14 protein-coding genes are annotated in these 17,463 nt (G+C 69.2%); 4 read left to right on the top strand and 10 right to left on the bottom strand.

Annotation, left to right across the window (positions count from 1 at the left end):
* Positions 1-283 precede the first annotated feature (283 nt).
* From DKG75_RS21400 to DKG75_RS21390, 3 genes are all read left to right on the top strand, one after another.
* Positions 284-1,438: a sensor histidine kinase gene (locus DKG75_RS21400; protein WP_133637049.1), complete on the top strand. Its 1,155-nt coding sequence runs from the start codon at positions 284-286 to the stop codon at positions 1,436-1,438.
* A gap of 377 nt (positions 1,439-1,815) precedes the next feature.
* Positions 1,816-2,856: a sensor histidine kinase gene (locus tag DKG75_RS21395; protein WP_109923221.1), complete on the top strand. Its 1,041-nt coding sequence runs from the start codon at positions 1,816-1,818 to the stop codon at positions 2,854-2,856.
* Positions 2,853-3,587, top strand: coding sequence for a LytR/AlgR family response regulator transcription factor (locus DKG75_RS21390; RefSeq protein ID WP_109923220.1), 735 nt, complete (start codon positions 2,853-2,855; stop codon positions 3,585-3,587). Before DKG75_RS21395 ends, DKG75_RS21390 begins: the two co-directional genes overlap by 4 nt.
* Before the next feature lie 7 nt (positions 3,588-3,594).
* Here the strand turns inward: DKG75_RS21390 and DKG75_RS21385 are convergent, their stop codons facing one another.
* The 6 genes from DKG75_RS21385 to DKG75_RS21360 are packed head-to-tail and all read right to left on the bottom strand — an operon-like array spanning position 3,595 to position 11,557.
* Entirely contained in the window at positions 3,595-4,317 is a 723-nt protein-coding gene (locus DKG75_RS21385; RefSeq protein ID WP_109923219.1) for a response regulator transcription factor, read from the bottom strand.
* Entirely contained in the window at positions 4,314-7,016 is a 2,703-nt protein-coding gene (locus DKG75_RS21380; protein WP_109923218.1) for a sensor histidine kinase, read from the bottom strand. Before DKG75_RS21380 ends, DKG75_RS21385 begins: the two co-directional genes overlap by 4 nt.
* 39 nt (positions 7,017-7,055) lie before the next feature.
* Positions 7,056-7,625: a potassium-transporting ATPase subunit KdpC gene (kdpC, locus tag DKG75_RS21375; RefSeq protein ID WP_109923217.1), complete on the bottom strand. Its 570-nt coding sequence runs from the start codon at positions 7,623-7,625 to the stop codon at positions 7,056-7,058.
* Between the two features lie 11 nt (positions 7,626-7,636).
* Positions 7,637-9,691 carry a potassium-transporting ATPase subunit KdpB gene (kdpB, locus tag DKG75_RS21370; RefSeq protein WP_109923216.1) on the bottom strand — a complete coding sequence of 685 codons (2,055 nt, stop codon included), beginning with the start codon at positions 9,689-9,691 and terminating at the stop codon, positions 7,637-7,639.
* Between the two features lie 39 nt (positions 9,692-9,730).
* Positions 9,731-11,434 (bottom strand): potassium-transporting ATPase subunit KdpA, encoded by a 1,704-nt coding sequence (kdpA, locus tag DKG75_RS21365; protein ID WP_109923215.1) that lies wholly within the window; start codon positions 11,432-11,434, stop codon positions 9,731-9,733.
* A 33-nt stretch (positions 11,435-11,467) separates the two neighbouring features.
* Positions 11,468-11,557 (bottom strand): K(+)-transporting ATPase subunit F, encoded by a 90-nt coding sequence (locus DKG75_RS21360; RefSeq protein ID WP_109923214.1) that lies wholly within the window; start codon positions 11,555-11,557, stop codon positions 11,468-11,470.
* 404 nt (positions 11,558-11,961) lie between these two features.
* On the opposite strand from DKG75_RS21360, the gene DKG75_RS21355 reads away from it, so the two are divergent.
* Complete coding sequence (locus DKG75_RS21355) at positions 11,962-12,504, top strand: DUF2076 domain-containing protein (protein ID WP_109923213.1); 543 nt, start codon at positions 11,962-11,964, stop codon at positions 12,502-12,504.
* Between the two features lie 21 nt (positions 12,505-12,525).
* On the opposite strand, the gene DKG75_RS21350 is transcribed toward DKG75_RS21355, so the two are convergent.
* The 4 genes from DKG75_RS21350 to DKG75_RS21335 are packed head-to-tail and all read right to left on the bottom strand — an operon-like array spanning position 12,526 to position 17,458.
* Complete coding sequence (locus DKG75_RS21350) at positions 12,526-14,166, bottom strand: sulfatase (protein ID WP_208112222.1); 1,641 nt, start codon at positions 14,164-14,166, stop codon at positions 12,526-12,528.
* Positions 14,163-15,077 (bottom strand): formylglycine-generating enzyme family protein, encoded by a 915-nt coding sequence (locus DKG75_RS21345; protein WP_109923212.1) that lies wholly within the window; start codon positions 15,075-15,077, stop codon positions 14,163-14,165. Before DKG75_RS21345 ends, DKG75_RS21350 begins: the two co-directional genes overlap by 4 nt.
* A 1-nt stretch (position 15,078) precedes the next feature.
* Positions 15,079-16,362, bottom strand: coding sequence for a DsbA family protein (locus tag DKG75_RS21340; protein WP_208112235.1), 1,284 nt, complete (start codon positions 16,360-16,362; stop codon positions 15,079-15,081).
* Positions 16,363-16,372: 10 nt separating this feature from the next.
* Positions 16,373-17,458 (bottom strand): MBL fold metallo-hydrolase, encoded by a 1,086-nt coding sequence (locus tag DKG75_RS21335; protein WP_109923211.1) that lies wholly within the window; start codon positions 17,456-17,458, stop codon positions 16,373-16,375.
* Positions 17,459-17,463 lie beyond the last annotated feature (5 nt).

Here is a 17,463-nt window from a genome sequence, read left to right as displayed (position 1 = left end):
GAAGACGTCAGCAGGCGGCGCAGGGGGGTGCGGCCAAAGCACTCGGCCGTGCCGCCCGACTGGTCCCGATGATGCCGTTCCGCCTGGATCATGGTCGCGACTCCCCGCCCCTTCCCCAAGGGGTAACCCTTAGTAAATAAATCCTTACCGAGGGCGGGAGGAAGCCCTACTCGACGAAGCGGGCTGTTTCGTCGACGAAGCGGGCAGGCATCAAGTTACCGTTGCAAATCGCGGCCCGCCCTTCCAGCCTTGGCCGGCACGACTATCGAGGAAAGCGCCGCTCTTGGCCGCGAAATCATCCATGCCCGGGCCGGGGGCCGCCGATGGTCAGGACGGGGGGGGCACCAGCCTTTTCGCCGCGCTGCGGTGCTTCGGCCGGCACCGGAAGCCGCGGGGGGAATACGGCCGGGATCCGGAGACGGATCATTTCTGGCGCCTGTTCCCCTTCATGATCTTCATCATCTACGGCTTCGGCATTCTCGTCCGCTTCGACGTGCTGCCGACACCGCTGGCCTCGCGGCTGTTTTCCCTCGGCATCGACACGCTGATGATCGCCGTCCTGCTGCTGTCCCGCGCCTTCATCCGCCGCAGCCGGATCGCCGACCTGGGGCTCGCGGCCTGGGGCATCGTCGTGCTGCTGTCGGCGCTGACCTCGGTCTTCATGGTGGCGGTGACGGTCGCGGTCGAGGACACGGCGCTCCTGCAGTTCCACACGCTGCAGATGCCGCTGCAGCACCGGGCGTCCTATAATTTCTTCATCCCGCTGACGGTGAATTCCCTCACCCTCTGGCTTCATGTCCGCTTTCGCGAAAACCTGCGGGTGGCGGCGGCCGAGCGCGAGGTCAATCTCGCCGAGGTGCGGCGCCTGCGCCAGCAGCTGGACCCGCATTTCATCTTCAACGGCTTGAACATGATCGCCGTCGACATCATGGACCAGCCGCAGAAGGCCCTGGCCATGCTGCGCGAAATGGCCAATTACCTGCGCTATTCGCTGGATACGGCGGAAATTCCCTTCATTCCCGTCTCGGCCGAGGTGGCGGCCCTGCACTCCTACCTGGAAGTGCAGGTCGGGCGCTTCGCGCCGCGCCTTCTCTACGACATCGACGTGGACGGCGCGGCGCGCGACCGGATGATCCCGACCTTCCTCGTCCAGCCCCTGGTCGAGAACGCGGTGAAATACGGCTTCGCCGGCGACGACGGCCTGATCCGGATCGCCCTCGGCTTCCAGGCTGCCGGCGACGATCTTCTCGTCACCGTCGGCAATACCGGCGACCTGCGCTTCGGCAGCCAGATCCAGGGGGTGGCGGGCACCGGCACCGGGCTCAGCAACCTGCGCAACCGGCTGAAACTTCACTACCCCGGGCGCCACAGCTTCGAAATGCGGCAGGAAGGCCCGATGGCCATCGTCCGCCTGCGCCTGGCGGGGGAGCCCGAGTGATCCCCGACGGTCGGGAAAAAGGGGGGATGGCATCATGGCGATCCCATCCCCCTGGGCACGGGCGCTGGTCGCCCCGGTGCCCGCTTCCCCAGTATGGCCTTACCAGCGGGCGTGCGGCTTGGCCCGGGGAAAATGATCGCCTCATGGGCTGCGGCGATACGGGCCGATCATTGGCGCCCTGCCCCCCGGGCAACAAACGGCGATCGACGAAGCGGGAAAATTAGGCGACGAAACGGGTATAGTTAATGAGAAATCGGGCCATCCGGCTGTAGAAGGCCCGTGGCCACACCCCGTCAACGCCCTATAGTGTTCGGCAGGATTCGGTTCTTGTTCGCGAGCATGAGACCGGTTTTACCATTTTTTCGTGCGGTTTCACGATGGATCTGCCTGAGAAAAAGCGTGATCGCGGCGCCGTCCTTCTTTTCGTGTTCGGCGCCTTTTCAATCTATGTCTTCGGCCTGATCGCCCGCTTCAGCGCCCTCGACGACAAGCCGGCCGTGATCGCCTTTTCCCTGGCCATGGACACGGCCTTCGTTCTCGTCCTCGGCATCAACCAGTATCTGATCCGGCACGGCGCGACCTCGGGCTTCGATATAAGGGCGGTGGCGGTGACCTTCGGCCTCGCCCTGGTCTCGACCGTGGCCATGCTGGCATTGGTCCTGGTCAGCGAGCGCCAGGCGGCTTTCGGCATGGGCCGCCTGAACCTGAACATCGCGCATCGCTTCATCTATTACTTCTTCATCTTCTCTACCTTCAATTTCGCCGGCCTGTGGCTGCATATCCAGTTTCTGGCCAATCAGGCGGCCCTGCGCGCCCTGAAGGCGGAGCGCGAGGCGGAACACGCCGAAGTCCGGCGCCTGCGCCAGCAATTGGACCCGCATTTCATCTTCAGCGGCCTGAACCTGCTTGCGGTCGATATCAACGACCGGCCGAAGCGCGCCCTGAGCCGGCTGCGCGAAATGACCAATTACCTGCGCCTGTCGATGGATACGGCGGATATCCCCTTTGCCCCGGTTGCCGCGGAAATCAGCGCCATCCGCTCGTTTCTCGGCATTCACGCCCTGCGCGACGACCGGCGCCTCGTCCACCGGATCGAGGCCGATCCGGAAGCCCGCGACCGCCTGCTGCCCACCTTCCTGGTCATCCCGCTGGTCGAGGCGGCGGTCGTCTGCGGTATCCCGAACGCCGACGGCGAGGTTGCGATCGAGGTCACCTTCGCCGTCGCCGGCGACGATCTGACGATCGGGATCCGCAGCAGCGGCGACCTGCGCTTCCACGACAGCCGGGGCCAGCGCACCCCCCTGCCGCCCCTGGAACCCCGCCTCGCCCTGCATTATCCGGGCCGCCATGACCTGAGCCGCCGGCAGGAGGGGGGCGACGTGCTCACCGTGCTCCGCCTCGAAGGGATGCCCCGGTGAGGGCGATCCTGGTCGACGACGAGCCGGCGGCCCGCCGCGGCCTGGCCCGGCTGATCGAGGCCGCGGGGCTGGACCTGGTCGGCCAGGCCGCCACCGTCCCCGAGGCGGCCCGGCTGATCGAGGAGACCCGGCCCGACGCCGCCTTTCTCGACATCGAAATCGGCGGGGCCACCAGCTTCGATCTCCTGGCCGCCCTGGCCCGGCCGCCCAAGGTGATCTTCGTCACCGCCCATTCGGACCATGCGCTGCGCGCCTTCGATTTCCAGGTCGTGGATTTTCTGCTGAAGCCGCTGGACCCGGCGCGTTTCGCCGTCGCCGTGCAGCGCCTCGAGCGGACCTTGAAGGCCGAGGCGGCGATCCAGCAGCACCGGCCCGCGGCCCGCCCCCAGCCGCGCTCGGTGCAGGTTTCCAACGGCCGCGAGACGCGCATGGTCGACTGCCGGCGCATTCTCTGCCTGGAGGCGGAGCGCGACTATACCCGCCTCTACCTGGAGGATGAGGCGCCGCTGCTGGCCAATGCCCTGATCGGGCGGCTGGAGGAAATGCTGCCGAAGCCCATGTTCCGCCGCATCAGCCGTTCCCTGATCCTGAATACGGAACGGATCGAGCGCATCGAAACCCCGGACCGCAACAGTGCCCTGGTCCATCTGGCGGGGCTGGCGTCGCCCATCGCGATCGGCCGTGCCGGCCGCAGCGCGCTTCGCCAGTTCCTGCTCGGGCCGGTGCGCTGAACCGCGCTCAAGGTGCGGGCTCGGGAGGGGCAGGCTCGGGATCGGCCTCGCGCAGGCGGTAGCCGACGCCGGTCTCGGTCAGGATGTAATGCGGCTCGTCCGGGCTGCGCTCGATCTTCTGGCGCAGCTGGCGGACATAGACCCGGAGATACTGGACATCCGTCGCCCCGGTCCAGACCTGGGCCAGAAGATGCCGGTGGGTGATCACCTTGCCCGCATGCTGGACCAGGATGCGCAGGATCTCGTATTCCTTCGGCGACAGCTTCACGTCCCGGCCGCCGACCTTGACCAGGCGGCGGACGAGATCGACCGAAAGCTCGCCGGTCTGGAACACCGGCCGTTCCCCCTGCTGCTGCAGCCGGTGGCGGAGGGCGACGCGGATGCGCGCCACCAGTTCCTTCAGGCCGAACGGCTTGGTCACGTAATCGTCGGCGCCCAGCTCGAGCGCATTGACGATGCCCGCCTCGTCGGTCCGGCTGGACAGAATGACGATGGGCAGGTCCAGGGGCTGGGCGCGCCACCTTGCCAGAAGGTCGAGGCCCGCCATGTCCGGCAGCCCGAGGTCGAGCAGGACGAGTTCCGGCCGGCCGGCCCTGACCGCCTCCATCGCCTGCGCCGCCGTGCCCGCTTCGAGAATGTCGTAGCCCTGGGCCCCGAGGCCGACGCGGACCAGCTTGCGGATGGCCGGCTCGTCGTCGACGACCAATATCCTGACGTTGGTGCCCGTCATGTCGCTTCGTCCAAGAGCTGGGTTTGGTCGGGCACCGGCATCCTGATGGTGAACACGGCGCCCTTGCGGTCGGTCCGGTTCCCGGCCGCGATCGTGCCGCCCATGGCTTCGACGAAGCCGCGGCAGATCGAAAGCCCGAGCCCGGTTCCCGCCCGCACGCTGTCGGTCTTGCCGACACGGTAGAAACTGTCGAAGACCCGCTCCAGGCTGTCCGGCGGGATGCCCGGCCCCTCGTCCGTCACCTGGATGGCGACGGCGGCGCCCTCCGCCCAGGCCCGGACCCCGATGGTCGAGGCCGGCGGGGTATATTTGGCGGCATTGTCGAGAAGGTTGAACAGCACCTGTTCGAACAGGACCGCGTCCAGCCTGAGCATGGGCAGGTCGCCCGGCATGTCGATCTCGATCCGGCGCGGCCCCGTCACCTTGGCGGCGCGGCGCAGCGCCGTCGCGACGATATCGCCGACGAAATGGCCCGAGGCATTGGGCTCCAGCGCCCCGGCCTCGATCCTGGTCATGTCCAGCAGGTTGGCGATGAAGCGGTTCAGCCGCTCCGCCTCGTCGACCACGGTCGCCAGCAGGTCGGCGCGGTCGGCTTCGGGCATGCTTGGGGCAAAGTCGCGCAGCGCGCTGGCGGTGCCGAGGATGGCCGACAGCGGCGTGCGCAGGTCATGCGAGATCGAGCGCAGCAGGGCGGCGCGCAGCTTTTCCGCCTCGGCGGCCAGCCGCGCCTTGTCGACATCGGCGACGAGCTGGATGCGTTCGATCGCCAGCGCCGCCTGATCGGCCAGGGCATCGAACAGCCGCTGCCGCTCGGGTGAGAGCAGCGGCCCCTGCCTGTCGCTGTCGAGGCCGACGACACCGACCGCCCGCCGACCGGTCCGCAGGGGCATGTAGAGGCGGGCGGCCCCGGGCAAGGTCTCGGCGCCGCGGCCCGCCGGGCGGTCGTGTTCCCAGGCCCAGCGGGCGGCGGCGATATCGGCATCGACCAGCGTATCGTCCGGCGGATAACCCGCCCTGACCGCAAGGGACTCGTTCTCCGGCAGCAGGATGACCACGCGCACCCGCAGCATCGACGCCATCTGATAGGCCGTCGCCCAGAGCACGTCGTCGAGGGTGGCCGCCTCGGCCAGTTTCCGCGAGAAGAGGTAGAGATCCTCGGTCATGCGCGCCCGCTGTCGCGCCGCCGCCGCCTGCCGGTGCACGCGGGCGGCGAGATTGCTGGAGACGACCGCCACGCCCAGGAAGAAGACGAAGGCGACGATGCTTTCCGGGCTGCCGATGGTGAACGTATAGAGCGGCGCCAGGAAGAAGAAGTTGAACACCAGCGCCCCGGCGACGGAGGCGAACAGCGCGGGCCACAGCCCGCCGCTGAGGGCGGAGGCCAGCACCGCCGTGAGAAAGACCAGGGCGATGTTCTGGACATCCAGGAACCGGTCGAGCACGGCACCGCCCAGAAGGGCGAGGCCGAGATAGGCGGTGCTGAGCGCATAGGGTTTCGGGTCGAGCCGGGGGGCCGCCGCCGCCGCGACCCCGCGGTTGGCCGGCGGCGGCCCCGCCCGGCCGGAGATGACGTGGACGCTGATATCGCCCGCCCCCCGGATCAATTCATGGGACAGCGAGCCGCCGAGCCATTCCCGCCAGCGCGGCTTGTCGGGCTTGCCGACGATGATATGGGTGTAGTTGTTGGCCGTCGCGTAGCGCAGGATTTCCTTCGCGATCTCCTGCCCCGGCAGGATGATCGCCTCGCCGCCCAATTGCTCGGCCAGGCGCAGGGTGGCGGCGACCTGGTCCTTGTCCGCTTCCGACATGCCGAGGGCGCGCGGCGTCTCGACATAGAGGGCGGCCCAGGGCGCGCGCAGCCGGTCCGCCTGGCGCCGGGCATAGCGCACCAGGGACGGCCCCCGCGCGAAGGCGCCGATACAGACGAGCACCCGTTCCCCCGCCGCCCACGGCCCCTGGATCGCGTGGGAGCGCATGTGGCTGAGCAATTGGTCGTCGACCCGCTGCGCGGTCCGGCGCAGGGCCAGTTCCCGCAGCGCCGTCAGGTTGCCGGGCGAGAAGTAATTCTCCAGCGCCCGGGTCGCTGTCTTCGGGACATAGACCTTGCCGTCGTGCAGCCGCTTGATCAGGTCGTCCGGCGTCAGGTCGATGATTTCGATATCGTCGGCCCGGTCGATGATGGAATCGGGCACTGTCTCCCGCACCCGGATGCGCGTGATCTGGGCGACGACGTCGTTCAGGCTTTCGACATGCTGGATGTTCAGGGTGGTATAGACGTCGATGCCCCGGTCGAGCAGTTCGAGAACGTCGAGATAGCGCTTGTGGTGCCGGCTGCCCGGGGCATTGCTATGGGCCAGTTCGTCGACCAGGGCGAGCGCCGGCTTCCGCGCCAGGAGCCCGTCCAGGTCCATCTCGTCGAGCACCCGCCCCCGGTAGTCGACCGTCACCCGGGGCATGATCTCGAAGCCCTGCAACAGGGCCTCCGTCTCCTTGCGGCCATGGCTTTCGACGACGCCGACGACGACGTCGACACCGTCGGCCCGGCGCGCCCGGCCCGACATCAGCATCTCATAGGTCTTGCCGACGCCGGGGGCGGCGCCGAGAAAGATCTTCAGCTGGCCTCGCCCCTCGCGGTTGGCGCTTTCCAGCAGGGCGTCGGGGGAAGGCCGCTTGTCCGTATCGAGATCGTTTTCCGTCATCGGCACCGTTTCGTGGCAAAGGCGGCCCGGCCCCGGGGCTCAGCGCGAGCCGGCGGCATCCAGCGCCAGGTTCAGGGCCAGCACGTTGACGACAGGCTCACCCAGGATCCCCAGCTGCCGGCCCTCGACATGGGATGAGACCAGGGCGCGCAGCGCAGCTTCCTCCAGGCCGCGCGCCTTGGCAACGCGGGGGATCTGGACATAGGCGGCCTCGGGCGTGATATGGGGATCGAGCCCGCTGCCCGAGGCGGTGACGAGATCGATCGGCACCGGCGCGCCGGCATTCTCCGCCTTCAGCGCCGCGGCATCGGTGCGGATGCGCTCGATCAGCCGGGCGCTGGTCGGCGCCAGGTTCGAGCCCGAGGAACCGGCCGCGTTATAGCCCGCCCCCGCCGCGGACGGGCGGCCGTGGAAATAGCGGTCGCTAGCGAAGGCCTGGCCGATCAGGGCCGAGCCGACGATCTTGCCGTCGCGCTCGATCAGGCTGCCGCCGGCCTGATCCGGGAACAGCGCCTGCGCGATCCCGGTCATGCCGAGCGGGTAGACGATGCCGGTGACGACCGTCAGGGCGACGGTCATGACGATGGCGGGTTGCAATTGCTTGAACATGGCAGGTTCCTTCAGGCCAGGCCCACGGCCGTGATCGCGAGGTCGATCGCCTTGATGCCGATAAAGGGAATGATCACGCCGCCGGCGCCGTAGACCAGCAGGTTGCGGGACAGCAGCGCCCCCGCCCCGACCGCCCGGTATCCGACCCCCTTCAGCGCCAGGGGGATCAGGGCGACGATGATCAGCGCGTTGAAGATGATCGCCGAGAGGATCGCGCTCTGGGGCGTCGCCAGCCCCATGACGTTGAGCGCGCCGAGCTGCGGGTAGAAGGCGAGGAACATCGCCGGGATGATGGCGAAATATTTCGCCACGTCGTTGGCGATGGAAAAGGTGGTCAGGGCGCCGCGGGTCATCAGCAGTTGCTTGCCGATCTCGACGATCTCGATCAGCTTGGTCGGGTCGCTGTCGAGATCGACCATGTTGCCCGCTTCGCGCGCCGCCACCGTGCCGGTGTTCATGGCCACGCCGACATCGGATTGCGCCAGCGCCGGGGCGTCGTTGGTGCCGTCGCCGCACATGGCCACCAGCTTGCCCTTGGCCTGTTCCTCGCGGATCAGGCGGAGCTTGTCCTCCGGCGTCGCCTGGGCCAGGAAATCGTCCACCCCGGCCTCGGCAGCGATGGCGGCCGCGGTCATCGGATTGTCGCCCGTGACCATGACGGTGCGGATGCCCATGCGGCGCAATTCGGCGAAACGCTCGCGGATGCCGCCCTTGACGATATCCTTGAGGTGGATCACGCCGAGCAGGCGGCCGTCCCGGGCGACGGCCAGCGGCGTGCCGCCGGTGCGGGCGATCTCGTCGGCGATCGCGCGGATCTCGCGCACCGGCTCGGCCGCCGCCGCCGGCCGACCGGCATGGGCGAGGACGGCATCGACCGCGCCCTTGCGGATCACGGCGCCGCCGACATCGACGCCGCTCATCCGGCTCTGGGCGGTGAAGGGCACGAACCGGGCCTGGAGGGCGGCCATGTCGCGGCCGCGGATGCCGTATTTCTCCTTGGCGAGGACGACGATGGAGCGCCCTTCCGGCGTTTCGTCGGCCAGCGACGCCAGCTGTGCCGCATCCGCCAGGTCCTGTTCGGTCACCCCCGCCAGCGGGCGGAAGGCCGCCGCCTGGCGGTTGCCGAGGGTGATCGTGCCCGTCTTGTCCAGGAGCAGCGTATCGACGTCGCCCGCCGCCTCGACCGCGCGGCCGGACATGGCGAGGACGTTGAAACGCACCAGGCGGTCCATGCCGGCGATGCCGATCGCCGACAGCAGGGCGCCGATGGTGGTCGGGATCAGCGAGACGAACAGGGCGACCAGGACGATGACCGGGATCGAGCCGCCGGCATAGGCGGCGAAGCTCGGGATCGTGATCACCGCGAAGGTGAAGATCAGGGTCATGCCGGCCAGCAGGATGTTCAGGGCGATCTCGTTCGGCGTCTTCTTGCGCTCGGCGCCCTCGACCAGGGCGATCATGCGGTCGAGGAAGGTGGAGCCCGGCGCCGCGGTGATGCGGACCCGGATCCAGTCGGACAGCACCTGCGTGCCCCCGGTCACCGCCGAGCGGTCGCCGCCGGATTCGCGGATCACCGGCGCGGATTCGCCGGTGATGGCGGCTTCATTGACCGAGGCCACGCCCTCGATCACCTCGCCGTCGGAGGGGATGATGTCGCCCGCCTCGACCAGCACGACATCGCCGACCTTGAGGCTGGTGCCCGGCACCGCGCGGTAGTGGTCCCGGCCGTCGCCGGAGAGCAGCTTGGCCTGGGTTTCCGTGCGGGTGCGGCGCAGGGCATCGGCCTGCGCCTTGCCCCGCCCCTCGGCCACCGCCTCGGCGAAATTGGCGAACAGCACCGTGAACCAGAGCCAGAGCACGAGTTGGAACGAGAAGCCGATATCCGGGGCCCCGGCCGCGATATCCCGGGCCAGCAGCACCGTGGTCAGGGCGGCGACCAGGGCGACGACGAACATCACCGGGTTCCGCGCCAGGCTCCGGGGGTTCAGCTTGCGGAAGGCACTGCCCATGGCGGGCAGGAGGATGCGGGCGTCAAGCACGCTCGCGGTCTTCTTTGACGGGCTCATGCGAAGCTCCACCTGTAATACCGTTCGATTTCGCCGCGGTCAGAAGCTCTGGCCGGCCGCCAGCGCCAGATGTTCGACGATGGGGCCAAGCGCCAGGGCCGGGAAGAATTCCAGCCCGCCCATGATCAGGACGACACCAATCAGAAGCCCGACGAAGAGCGGCCCCGTGGTCGGGAAGGTGCCGGCGGAGGCGGGCACGGCGCGCTTCGCGGCCAGCGCCCCCGCCATGGCCATGACCGGGACGATCATGGCGAAGCGCCCGATCAGGATGGCGATGCCGAGCGTAACATTGTACCAGGGCGTATTGGCCGACAGGCCGCCGAAGGCCGAGCCGTTGTTGGCGGTCGCCGAGACATAGGCATAAAGCGCCTCGGCAAAGCCATGGGGGCCCGGATTGCCCATGGAGGCGACCCCGGTCTCGAGGACCACGGCGACGGCCGTGAAGCCCAGCATCGACAGCGGCAGGATGAGGAGCGCCAGCATGGCCATCTTCACCTCCCGCGCCTCGATCTTCTTGCCGAGATATTCCGGCGTACGGCCGACCATCAGCCCGGCGACGAAGATCGCGACCACGACGAACAGCAACATGCCGTAGAGACCGGCGCCGACACCGCCGATGACGACCTCGCCCAGCATCATGTTGATCAGCGGGATCATGCCACCCAGCGCCATGAAACTGCCGTGCATGGCATTGACCGCGCCGCAGGAGGCGGCGGTGGTGATGACGGCGAACAGGGCCGACAGGGAAATGCCGAAGCGGGTTTCCTTGCCCTCCATGTTGCCGCCCTCGATGCCGAGGGCCTGGACCAGCGGGTTGCCCGCCGCCTCGGCCCAATAACAGACAGCGACGCCGGCGATGAACAGCACGCCCATGGCGGCGAAGATCGCCCAGCCCTGCCGCTCGTCGCCGACCATGCGGCCGAAGACATTGGTCAGCGCCGCGCCGATGGCGAAGATTGAAACCATATGGATCAGGTTGACCAGCGCGGTCGGATTCTCGAAGGGATGGGCGGCATTGGCGTTGAAGAAGCCGCCGCCGTTGGTGCCCAGGTGCTTGATCATCATCTGCGAGGCGACGGGGCCTTGCGCGATGGTCTGCTGCCCGCCCTCCAGCGTGGTCGCGACCGTATAGGGGTCGAGGTTCTGGGGCACGCCCTGGAAGACCAGGACCAGCGTCCCGACCACGCAGATCGGCAGCAGGACGTAGAGGATGGAGCGGGTCAGGTCGACCCAGAAATTCCCCAGCGTCTTCGCCGATTTCCGCGCGAACGCCCGGATCACCGCCACCGCGATGGCGATGCCGCTGGCGGCGGAGGTGAAATTCTGCACCGTCAGCCCGGCCATCTGGGTGAAATAGGATACCGTGGTTTCGCCGCCGTAGGACTGCCAGTTGGTATTGCCGACGAAACTCGCCGCCGTGTTGAAGGAAAGTTCCGGGGACAGCGGGCCGAAGCCGGCGGGATTGAACGGCAGGACGTCCTGGAAGCGCAGGAGCGCATAGAGCAGCACCATCCCCGCCAGGCTGAACAGCAGCAGGGCGGCGGTATAGGTGGTCCAATGCTGTTCCTCCGCCGCGCTGGTGCCGGCGAGGCGGTAGAGGCCGCGCTCGAGCGGCCGGAACAGGGGCGACAACAGCGTCTTCTCGCCGTTGAAGACCCGGGTCATGTAACCGCCGAGCGGCTTAATGAGCAGAATGACGATCCCGCAGAAGACGAGGATCTGAAGCCATCCGTTGAACGTCATGGAACGAACCTTCCAAGCACCGGCACCGCGCGGTCAGAACCGCTCGGGACGGATAAGGGCATAGGTGAGATAGACGAGGACGATCAGGGAAACGGCACCGCCGAGCACATAGTCGAGAAGCATTTCCGATCCTTCCATGGTTACAGGGCGTCGCACGCCCGGACATAGCCGAGCGCCAGCGCGAAGAAGGCGGCCGTCAGGCCGATGAGGACGAAATCCATAGCGCTCGCTCCGTCATGAAAGGCGGCTGTCCAGCCCGGCCTGCGCCGGCGAAAATCCGGCAAGACTATGGCGCGAAGCGGCATAAAGGTTCGAGACCGGCCACCCCGGAAAGAAATAGGGATTGCATAGGAATTCCGGGCCCGGCGCGCCGTCTGTAACCTTTATTTCACCGGAAAATTCGGGCCGGGCGGGAATAGACGGGGCCGGCATTCGTAAACAGACGGGAAAGCAGCGGTTCCGTGCCCCGCCCCTGCGCCGCGGGGGCGGGGCACGGGGCGCAACGGCAAGACAGGAGTAGCTTGATCATGGACAGAAACGACCGGCAGGCCATCGAGGCCCTCTTCGGGAAGCTCGCGACCGTGGAACGCCAGTCGCCCCCGCGCGACGCCGAGGCGGAAGCCTTCATCCACGAGCGCATCGCGGCCCAATCCGCCGCCCCCTATTACCTGGCCCAGACCGTCGTCGTGCAGGAACACGCCCTGCAGGCGGCCGAAGCCCGGATCGCGGACCTGGAAGCCCAGGTCGCCGAGGCGCGGCGCCCGGCGGGCGGCCTGTTCGGCGGGCTGTTCGGCGGCGGCCGCGCGCCGGCCCGAGCCGGCACCGCGCCCCGTGGCGGCGCTCCGGCCCGCGGCCCCTTCCCGGGCGCCCAGCCGCAGGCGAGCGGCGGCTTCCTGGCCGGCGCGGCGCAGACGGCCATGGGTGTTGCCGGCGGCGTGCTGCTCGGCAATGCCATCGCCGGCCTGTTCAGCAGCGATGAAGCCCAGGCGGCCGAACCCGCCCCCGAAGACAGCGGCTTCGACGACGCCGGTTTCGACGATGGCGGCGGCTTCGGCGGCGACGAGTTCTGAGCTTACGGTCCTGCCCGGCCCTCAGTTCGACCAATAGATATGGGCGTCGTCCGGCGCCCATGGCCGGTTCAGCGGATGGTCCAGCGGCACCGGCGCCTCGATCAGCGCCGGCCACAGGGGCTTGACCTGTTCCTGCCGGAAGGCCGCGAGCATGGCTTTCAGTTCCGCCACCTTTTCCGGGTTGGCGGCGGCAACGTCATGGCGTTCGGCGGGATCGGCCTTCAGGTCGAACAGCCAGTCCCGGGGCGGCAGATTGGTCAGCTGCAATTTCCAGTCGCCCGCCTGCACCACCTCGTAGGGGCCGGAGCGCCAGAACAGCCGCTCGTGCGGGCGCCCGCCCCGGGCCCCGGTCAGAAAGGGCAGGAGATCGACGCCGTCGATCGGCCGGTCCGCCGGCACGGGCACGCCGGCGGCACCGGCCGCGGTGGCGAAAATGTCGAAATGGGAAATCGGCGCGCCATAGGTCGAGCCGGCGGGCAGATGCCCCGGCCAGCGCATGAAGAAGGGCACCCTTATGCCGCCCTCGAAGAAACTCGCCTTCCAGCCGCGATAGGGCTTGTTCAGGCCGTCGATACCGACGTAATGGGCGCCGCCGTTGTCGCTGGTGAAGACGACCAGGGTCCGGTCGTCGATCCCCGCCTGCTTCAGGGCCGCCAGCACCCGGCCGACATTGCGGTCGAGGGAGAGCAGCATGGCGGCATAGGTCCGTTCCGTATGGTCGGCGATACCGGCGACCGCGTCGTAATCCGCCTTCGTCGCCTGCAAGGGCGTGTGGGGCGCGTTATAGGCGAGATACATGAAGAAGGGCCGGTTGCGGTTCCGCCCGATCGCCGTCACCGCCTCGTCGGTCAGGTAATCGGTCATGTGGCCCTTGGGGCGGAACATGTCGCCGCCGTTCCAGCGCACGCCATAGGGCAGTGCCGCCCAGAGGAAGCGGTCGATCGGATCGAAATCCTGGTAGGCGTTGACCGCCTCCGGGTCCTTCGGGTCCATGAACAGCGACGCGCCGGAATAGAAGCCGAGGGATTCGTCGAAGCCATGGGCGTTCGGCTGGAACTCCCGGGTCTCGCCCAGGTGCCACTTGCCGAGATGCAGCGTGTGATAGCCGGCGTCGCGAAGCAGGCGGGCGATGGTGATTTCCGTGACCGGCAGGCCCATGGTCTCGAACGGCGGGGTCTCCGCTTCGCGTTCCTCGTGATAGACCGGCTTGACCGGCGCCGTGCTGTCGAAATGGCCGATCACCCGGGCCAGGCCGATCGGCGCCGGGGTGAATTCGAAGCCGAAACGCGTGGGATAGCGCCCGGTCATCAGCGCGGCGCGCGACGGCGCACAGGTGGCGTTACCGGCGTAACCGGCGGGGAAATTCACCCCCTCGCGCGCCAGCCGGTCGATATTCGGCGTCGGCACCCGGCCGCCGCCATAGAAGCCGACGTCGTTGAAGCCGAGGTCGTCCGCCAGGATGACGATGACGTTCGGCCGGTCGCCGCGCCCTTCGGGTGTCGCCGGGCCCTCGTCCCAGGCGACCTCGCGGTTCGCGGCGACGGCGGGCGACATGAAGCGCACAGCCAGCAGGATCACGCCCTCGCGCCCGCCGATGGCGAAGAAGGCCCCGGCCAGCACGGCGGCCAGGACGAAAAGGGCGATCAGCAGGCGTTTCATCATGGTCGATCCCCCGACGCGGGCCGCCGCACGGTGCGAAAGCCGATGTGGCTGGAAGTGGTGTCCGCGGCCGCCCCCAGGCGGGCGGCCGGCCGGGCGCGGAAACAGAAATCGTCCGAACACAGGAACGAGCCGCCCTTGATCACGGGCTCGCCCGCCGGCGTCGTGTCGGCGGTCCATTGCCAGACATTGCCCGCCATGTCGTAAAGGCCGAAGCCGTTGGCCGGATAGCAGCCGACCGGCGACGCCGCCGCCTTGTAACCGTCGGCGCCGAGGTCGTAGGCCGGAAAGGCGCCCTGCCAGGTATTGGCCAGCGGCCGCGCCGCGGTCGAGGGCGCGTCACCCCAGGGGTAGCGGCCATGGGCCAGCCCGCCGCGGGCGGCATATTCCCATTCCGCCTCGCCCGGCAGGTCGCGGCCGCGCCAGCGGGCATAGGCGAGCGCATCCTCTCGCGCGACATGGACCACCGGCAGGCTGCCCCGGCCGCGCAGCGAACTGCCCGGCCCCTCGGGCCGGCGCCAGTTCGCCCCCGGCATCACCCGCCACCATTGCCCGGGATCGGCAAGATCGGCCGCCGCCCCGGTGACGACGAAGACCAGCGAGGATCCGAGCCGTTCCGCCAGGGTGACATGGCCGGTGGCGGCGACGAAAGCGGCGAACTGGTCGTTGGTGACATCGGTCGCGTCGATCTCGAAGCCGGCGACCGCGACCGGCCGCGCCGGGCCTTCGCCGGGCAGCACCGCCCCCTCGCCCATATTGACCACGCCGGCGGGCAGGGCCACCGGGGCCGGCATCGCGGTCAGGCAGGCCCGGGGCACGCCCGCGGTCACCACCCGCCCCGCCCCGACCAGGGCGAGCGCGGCCGGCGCCACGATCAGGGCCAGCGCGCAGGCAACGAAGGAGACGAGGCGCATCTCACACCCTTTCCGCGGCGGCGATCATCGTCTCCTCGATCAGCCACAGGCGATCCTGGCCCCAGGCGGCGGTCGCGCCGAAGCGCAGCGACGGCACGCCCCAAAGGCCGAGGCCGGCCATGGCCTGCCGGTTGGCCTCGGCCACCGCGCGCCAGCCCTCGTCGCGGGGCGCGGCCAGGGCCGCCTTGGCGTCCAGCCCGGCCCTTGCGGCCATCAGGGCGAGGCCGGCATCGCCGCCGGCGTCGATCCCTTCGGCGAAGGCGCCTTGCAGGAACGACAGGGCAAAGGCCCGGCCCTGGCCGCCCCCCAGGCCGAGCGCATGGTGCAGGACGGCAAGGCCGCGTTCGACCGGCACGCCCAGGGGATCGGCGATCCGCCCGAAGGGCAGGCCTTCGGCGCCCGCCTCGCGCTTGGTGTCGCGAACGATGTAGAGGCGCTTCGACAGGGGCACCGGCAGGCCGCGCATCACCATGGGCAGAATGAAGCGCAGGTTCAGCGTCGCGCCATAGTGATCGGCGAGCGCGAAGGCGCGCGGCAGCACGATGTAACTATAGGGGGACCGGAAGGAGAAGAAAAGGTCGAGCTCCCGGCCCGCCAGGCGGTCCGCCAGGGCAGGATCCAGGCGCAGAACAGGGCGGGGATGGCGCGGCGACGGTCCTTCCCCCGGGGCGCCCAGGGCATCCAGCCGGCGTTCCAGGTAATGCAGGCGGTCCAGCCCCCAGTACCATTCGCCGGCGTAGTGGAAGGTGGCGCCCAGATAATGGCCCAGGCGGTCGCGCAGCGCCGCCCCCGCCGCCAGCAGGGATGCGGCATCGGCGGCGGGCGCCCCCGTCTCGCCCCGCCAGGCGGCGGCGGTGATGGCCGCTGCCGTTTCGATGAAAGTGCCGCGGGCAAGCGCTTCCGCCAGCCGCGATTGACCGAGGGCAAGGGCTGCCGGCGCCATCGCCCGGTCGAAGGCCGGGACGTTGAGCCCGCAATGGCGGGCGAGCACGGCGGCATCGCGCCGGGCATGGGCGTCCAGCAGTGCACGTTCCGGCGCCGCCCAATCCGGCGGCGGCGGCACCAGATGGGCTTCGACGACGACACCCCGGCGGCCGGCCAGCGCCGGCAGGGCGAGGGCCGCGAGCAGCGAATAGGGATCGGCAAGATCGTGGAAATAGTGGACGACATGGGGCCGACCGCGCAGCCGCCGGCCGACTTCGTGCCAGCGCCGGCGCCGTGCCGCCAGCCGCTCGCTGGTCATCGCCGCGGAAACCGCGACCCCGATCCGCCGCTTCAGGCTCATGGGCAGCCCCCTAGAACAGATGTTCGGTGACGATGGCGGTGGTGCCGGCGGGCAGAGAGAACAGGTCGCCGTCGCGGGCAATGGTCACCGGCCCGTCGTAAACCGCCGCCACCCCGTCGAGAAAGACCCGGTCGAGCAGGCGGCTGGGCAACGGCGGGGTGATATGGGTCAGCACCAATTGCTTCACCCCGGCGCGGGCGGCCAGCGCCGCCGCCTGGGCGGGCGTGGTGTGATAGTCCGGAATGTCGTGCATCACATGGGCGAGATTGCCCCGCCCCGCCCCCTCCGCCGCCTCGGCCAGGGCCGCGACCAGAGCGGGCGCCAGGGCTTCATGGGCGAGGAGATCGGCGCCCGCGGCGAATTTGTCCAGCACCGGCGCCGGCCCGGTGTCGCCGCTGACGACGAGGCTGCGCCCCTTGTAATCGAAGCGGTAGCCGACCGCCGGATGCACCGGGGCATAGTTCACGGAAAAGGCGGTGATTTTCACGCCGTCCCGCTCGAAGACCACCACGCCCTCGTCGCCCTGCGGCTCGGGGAAGACTTTCGGCACGCCGCCGGCGCCGCCGGGCGGCATCACGTCCGGCCCGTGGTGGGCGGTGCGATACTGCGCATCCTGGGCATAGGCCTGATGGAAGCCTTCGAGCACCATCTCGACCCCCGGCGGGCCGTAGACCGGCACCGGTTCCCGGTTGCTGCCGGCGGTCCAGCGCAGCATCATGGCCTCGCCCAGACCATCGATATGGTCGGAGTGGAAATGGGTCAGCAGGATCGCGGTGATGCCGCCGTTGCGGAACCCCATGCGCGCCAGGTTGCGCGCCCCCATCGAGCCGGCATCGACCATGAAGGCGAATGTCCCGGCGACGACGAGCTGGCACGGCCCGGAGCGCAGCGCATCCGGCATCGGCCCGCCGGCGCCGCAGACGGCGAGATGCAGGCCGTCCGGCAGGGTGGCGGCCCGGTCCGCCGCCATATTGGCCCCGGCCATGCGCGCGGCCAGCGCCAGCACCAGCCGGTCGCCGGCGGTGAACCAGACCGCGGCGAGGCCGACGGCCAGCACCGCCGCAACCACCGCCAGCCGGCGGAAGACACGCGCCATCGCCC

This window comes from Zavarzinia compransoris (assembly GCF_003173055.1).
In the GTDB taxonomy this organism is placed as follows: Bacteria; Pseudomonadota; Alphaproteobacteria; order Zavarziniales; family Zavarziniaceae; genus Zavarzinia; species Zavarzinia compransoris.
Note: the sequence above shows the minus strand (reverse complement) of the source record. Positions and strands in the feature narration are given on the sequence as shown.

Coding starts and splice junctions, on each gene's coding strand:
- DKG75_RS21355 (WP_109923213.1), top strand. CDS start 11,962: ATGGACAGAAACGACCGGCAGGCCATCGAGGCCCTCTTCGGGAAGCTC.
- DKG75_RS21360 (WP_109923214.1), bottom strand. CDS start 11,557: ATGCTTCTCGACTATGTGCTCGGCGGTGCCGTTTCCCTGATCGTCCTC.
- kdpC (WP_109923217.1), bottom strand. CDS start 7,625: ATGTTCAAGCAATTGCAACCCGCCATCGTCATGACCGTCGCCCTGACG.
- DKG75_RS21340 (WP_208112235.1), bottom strand. CDS start 16,362: ATGAGCCTGAAGCGGCGGATCGGGGTCGCGGTTTCCGCGGCGATGACC.
- DKG75_RS21395 (WP_109923221.1), top strand. CDS start 1,816: ATGGATCTGCCTGAGAAAAAGCGTGATCGCGGCGCCGTCCTTCTTTTC.
- kdpB (WP_109923216.1), bottom strand. CDS start 9,691: ATGAGCCCGTCAAAGAAGACCGCGAGCGTGCTTGACGCCCGCATCCTC.
- DKG75_RS21345 (WP_109923212.1), bottom strand. CDS start 15,077: ATGCGCCTCGTCTCCTTCGTTGCCTGCGCGCTGGCCCTGATCGTGGCG.
- DKG75_RS21380 (WP_109923218.1), bottom strand. CDS start 7,016: ATGACGGAAAACGATCTCGATACGGACAAGCGGCCTTCCCCCGACGCC.
- DKG75_RS21335 (WP_109923211.1), bottom strand. CDS start 17,458: ATGGCGCGTGTCTTCCGCCGGCTGGCGGTGGTTGCGGCGGTGCTGGCC.
- DKG75_RS21385 (WP_109923219.1), bottom strand. CDS start 4,317: ATGACGGGCACCAACGTCAGGATATTGGTCGTCGACGACGAGCCGGCC.
- kdpA (WP_109923215.1), bottom strand. CDS start 11,434: ATGACGTTCAACGGATGGCTTCAGATCCTCGTCTTCTGCGGGATCGTC.
- DKG75_RS21350 (WP_208112222.1), bottom strand. CDS start 14,166: ATGATGAAACGCCTGCTGATCGCCCTTTTCGTCCTGGCCGCCGTGCTG.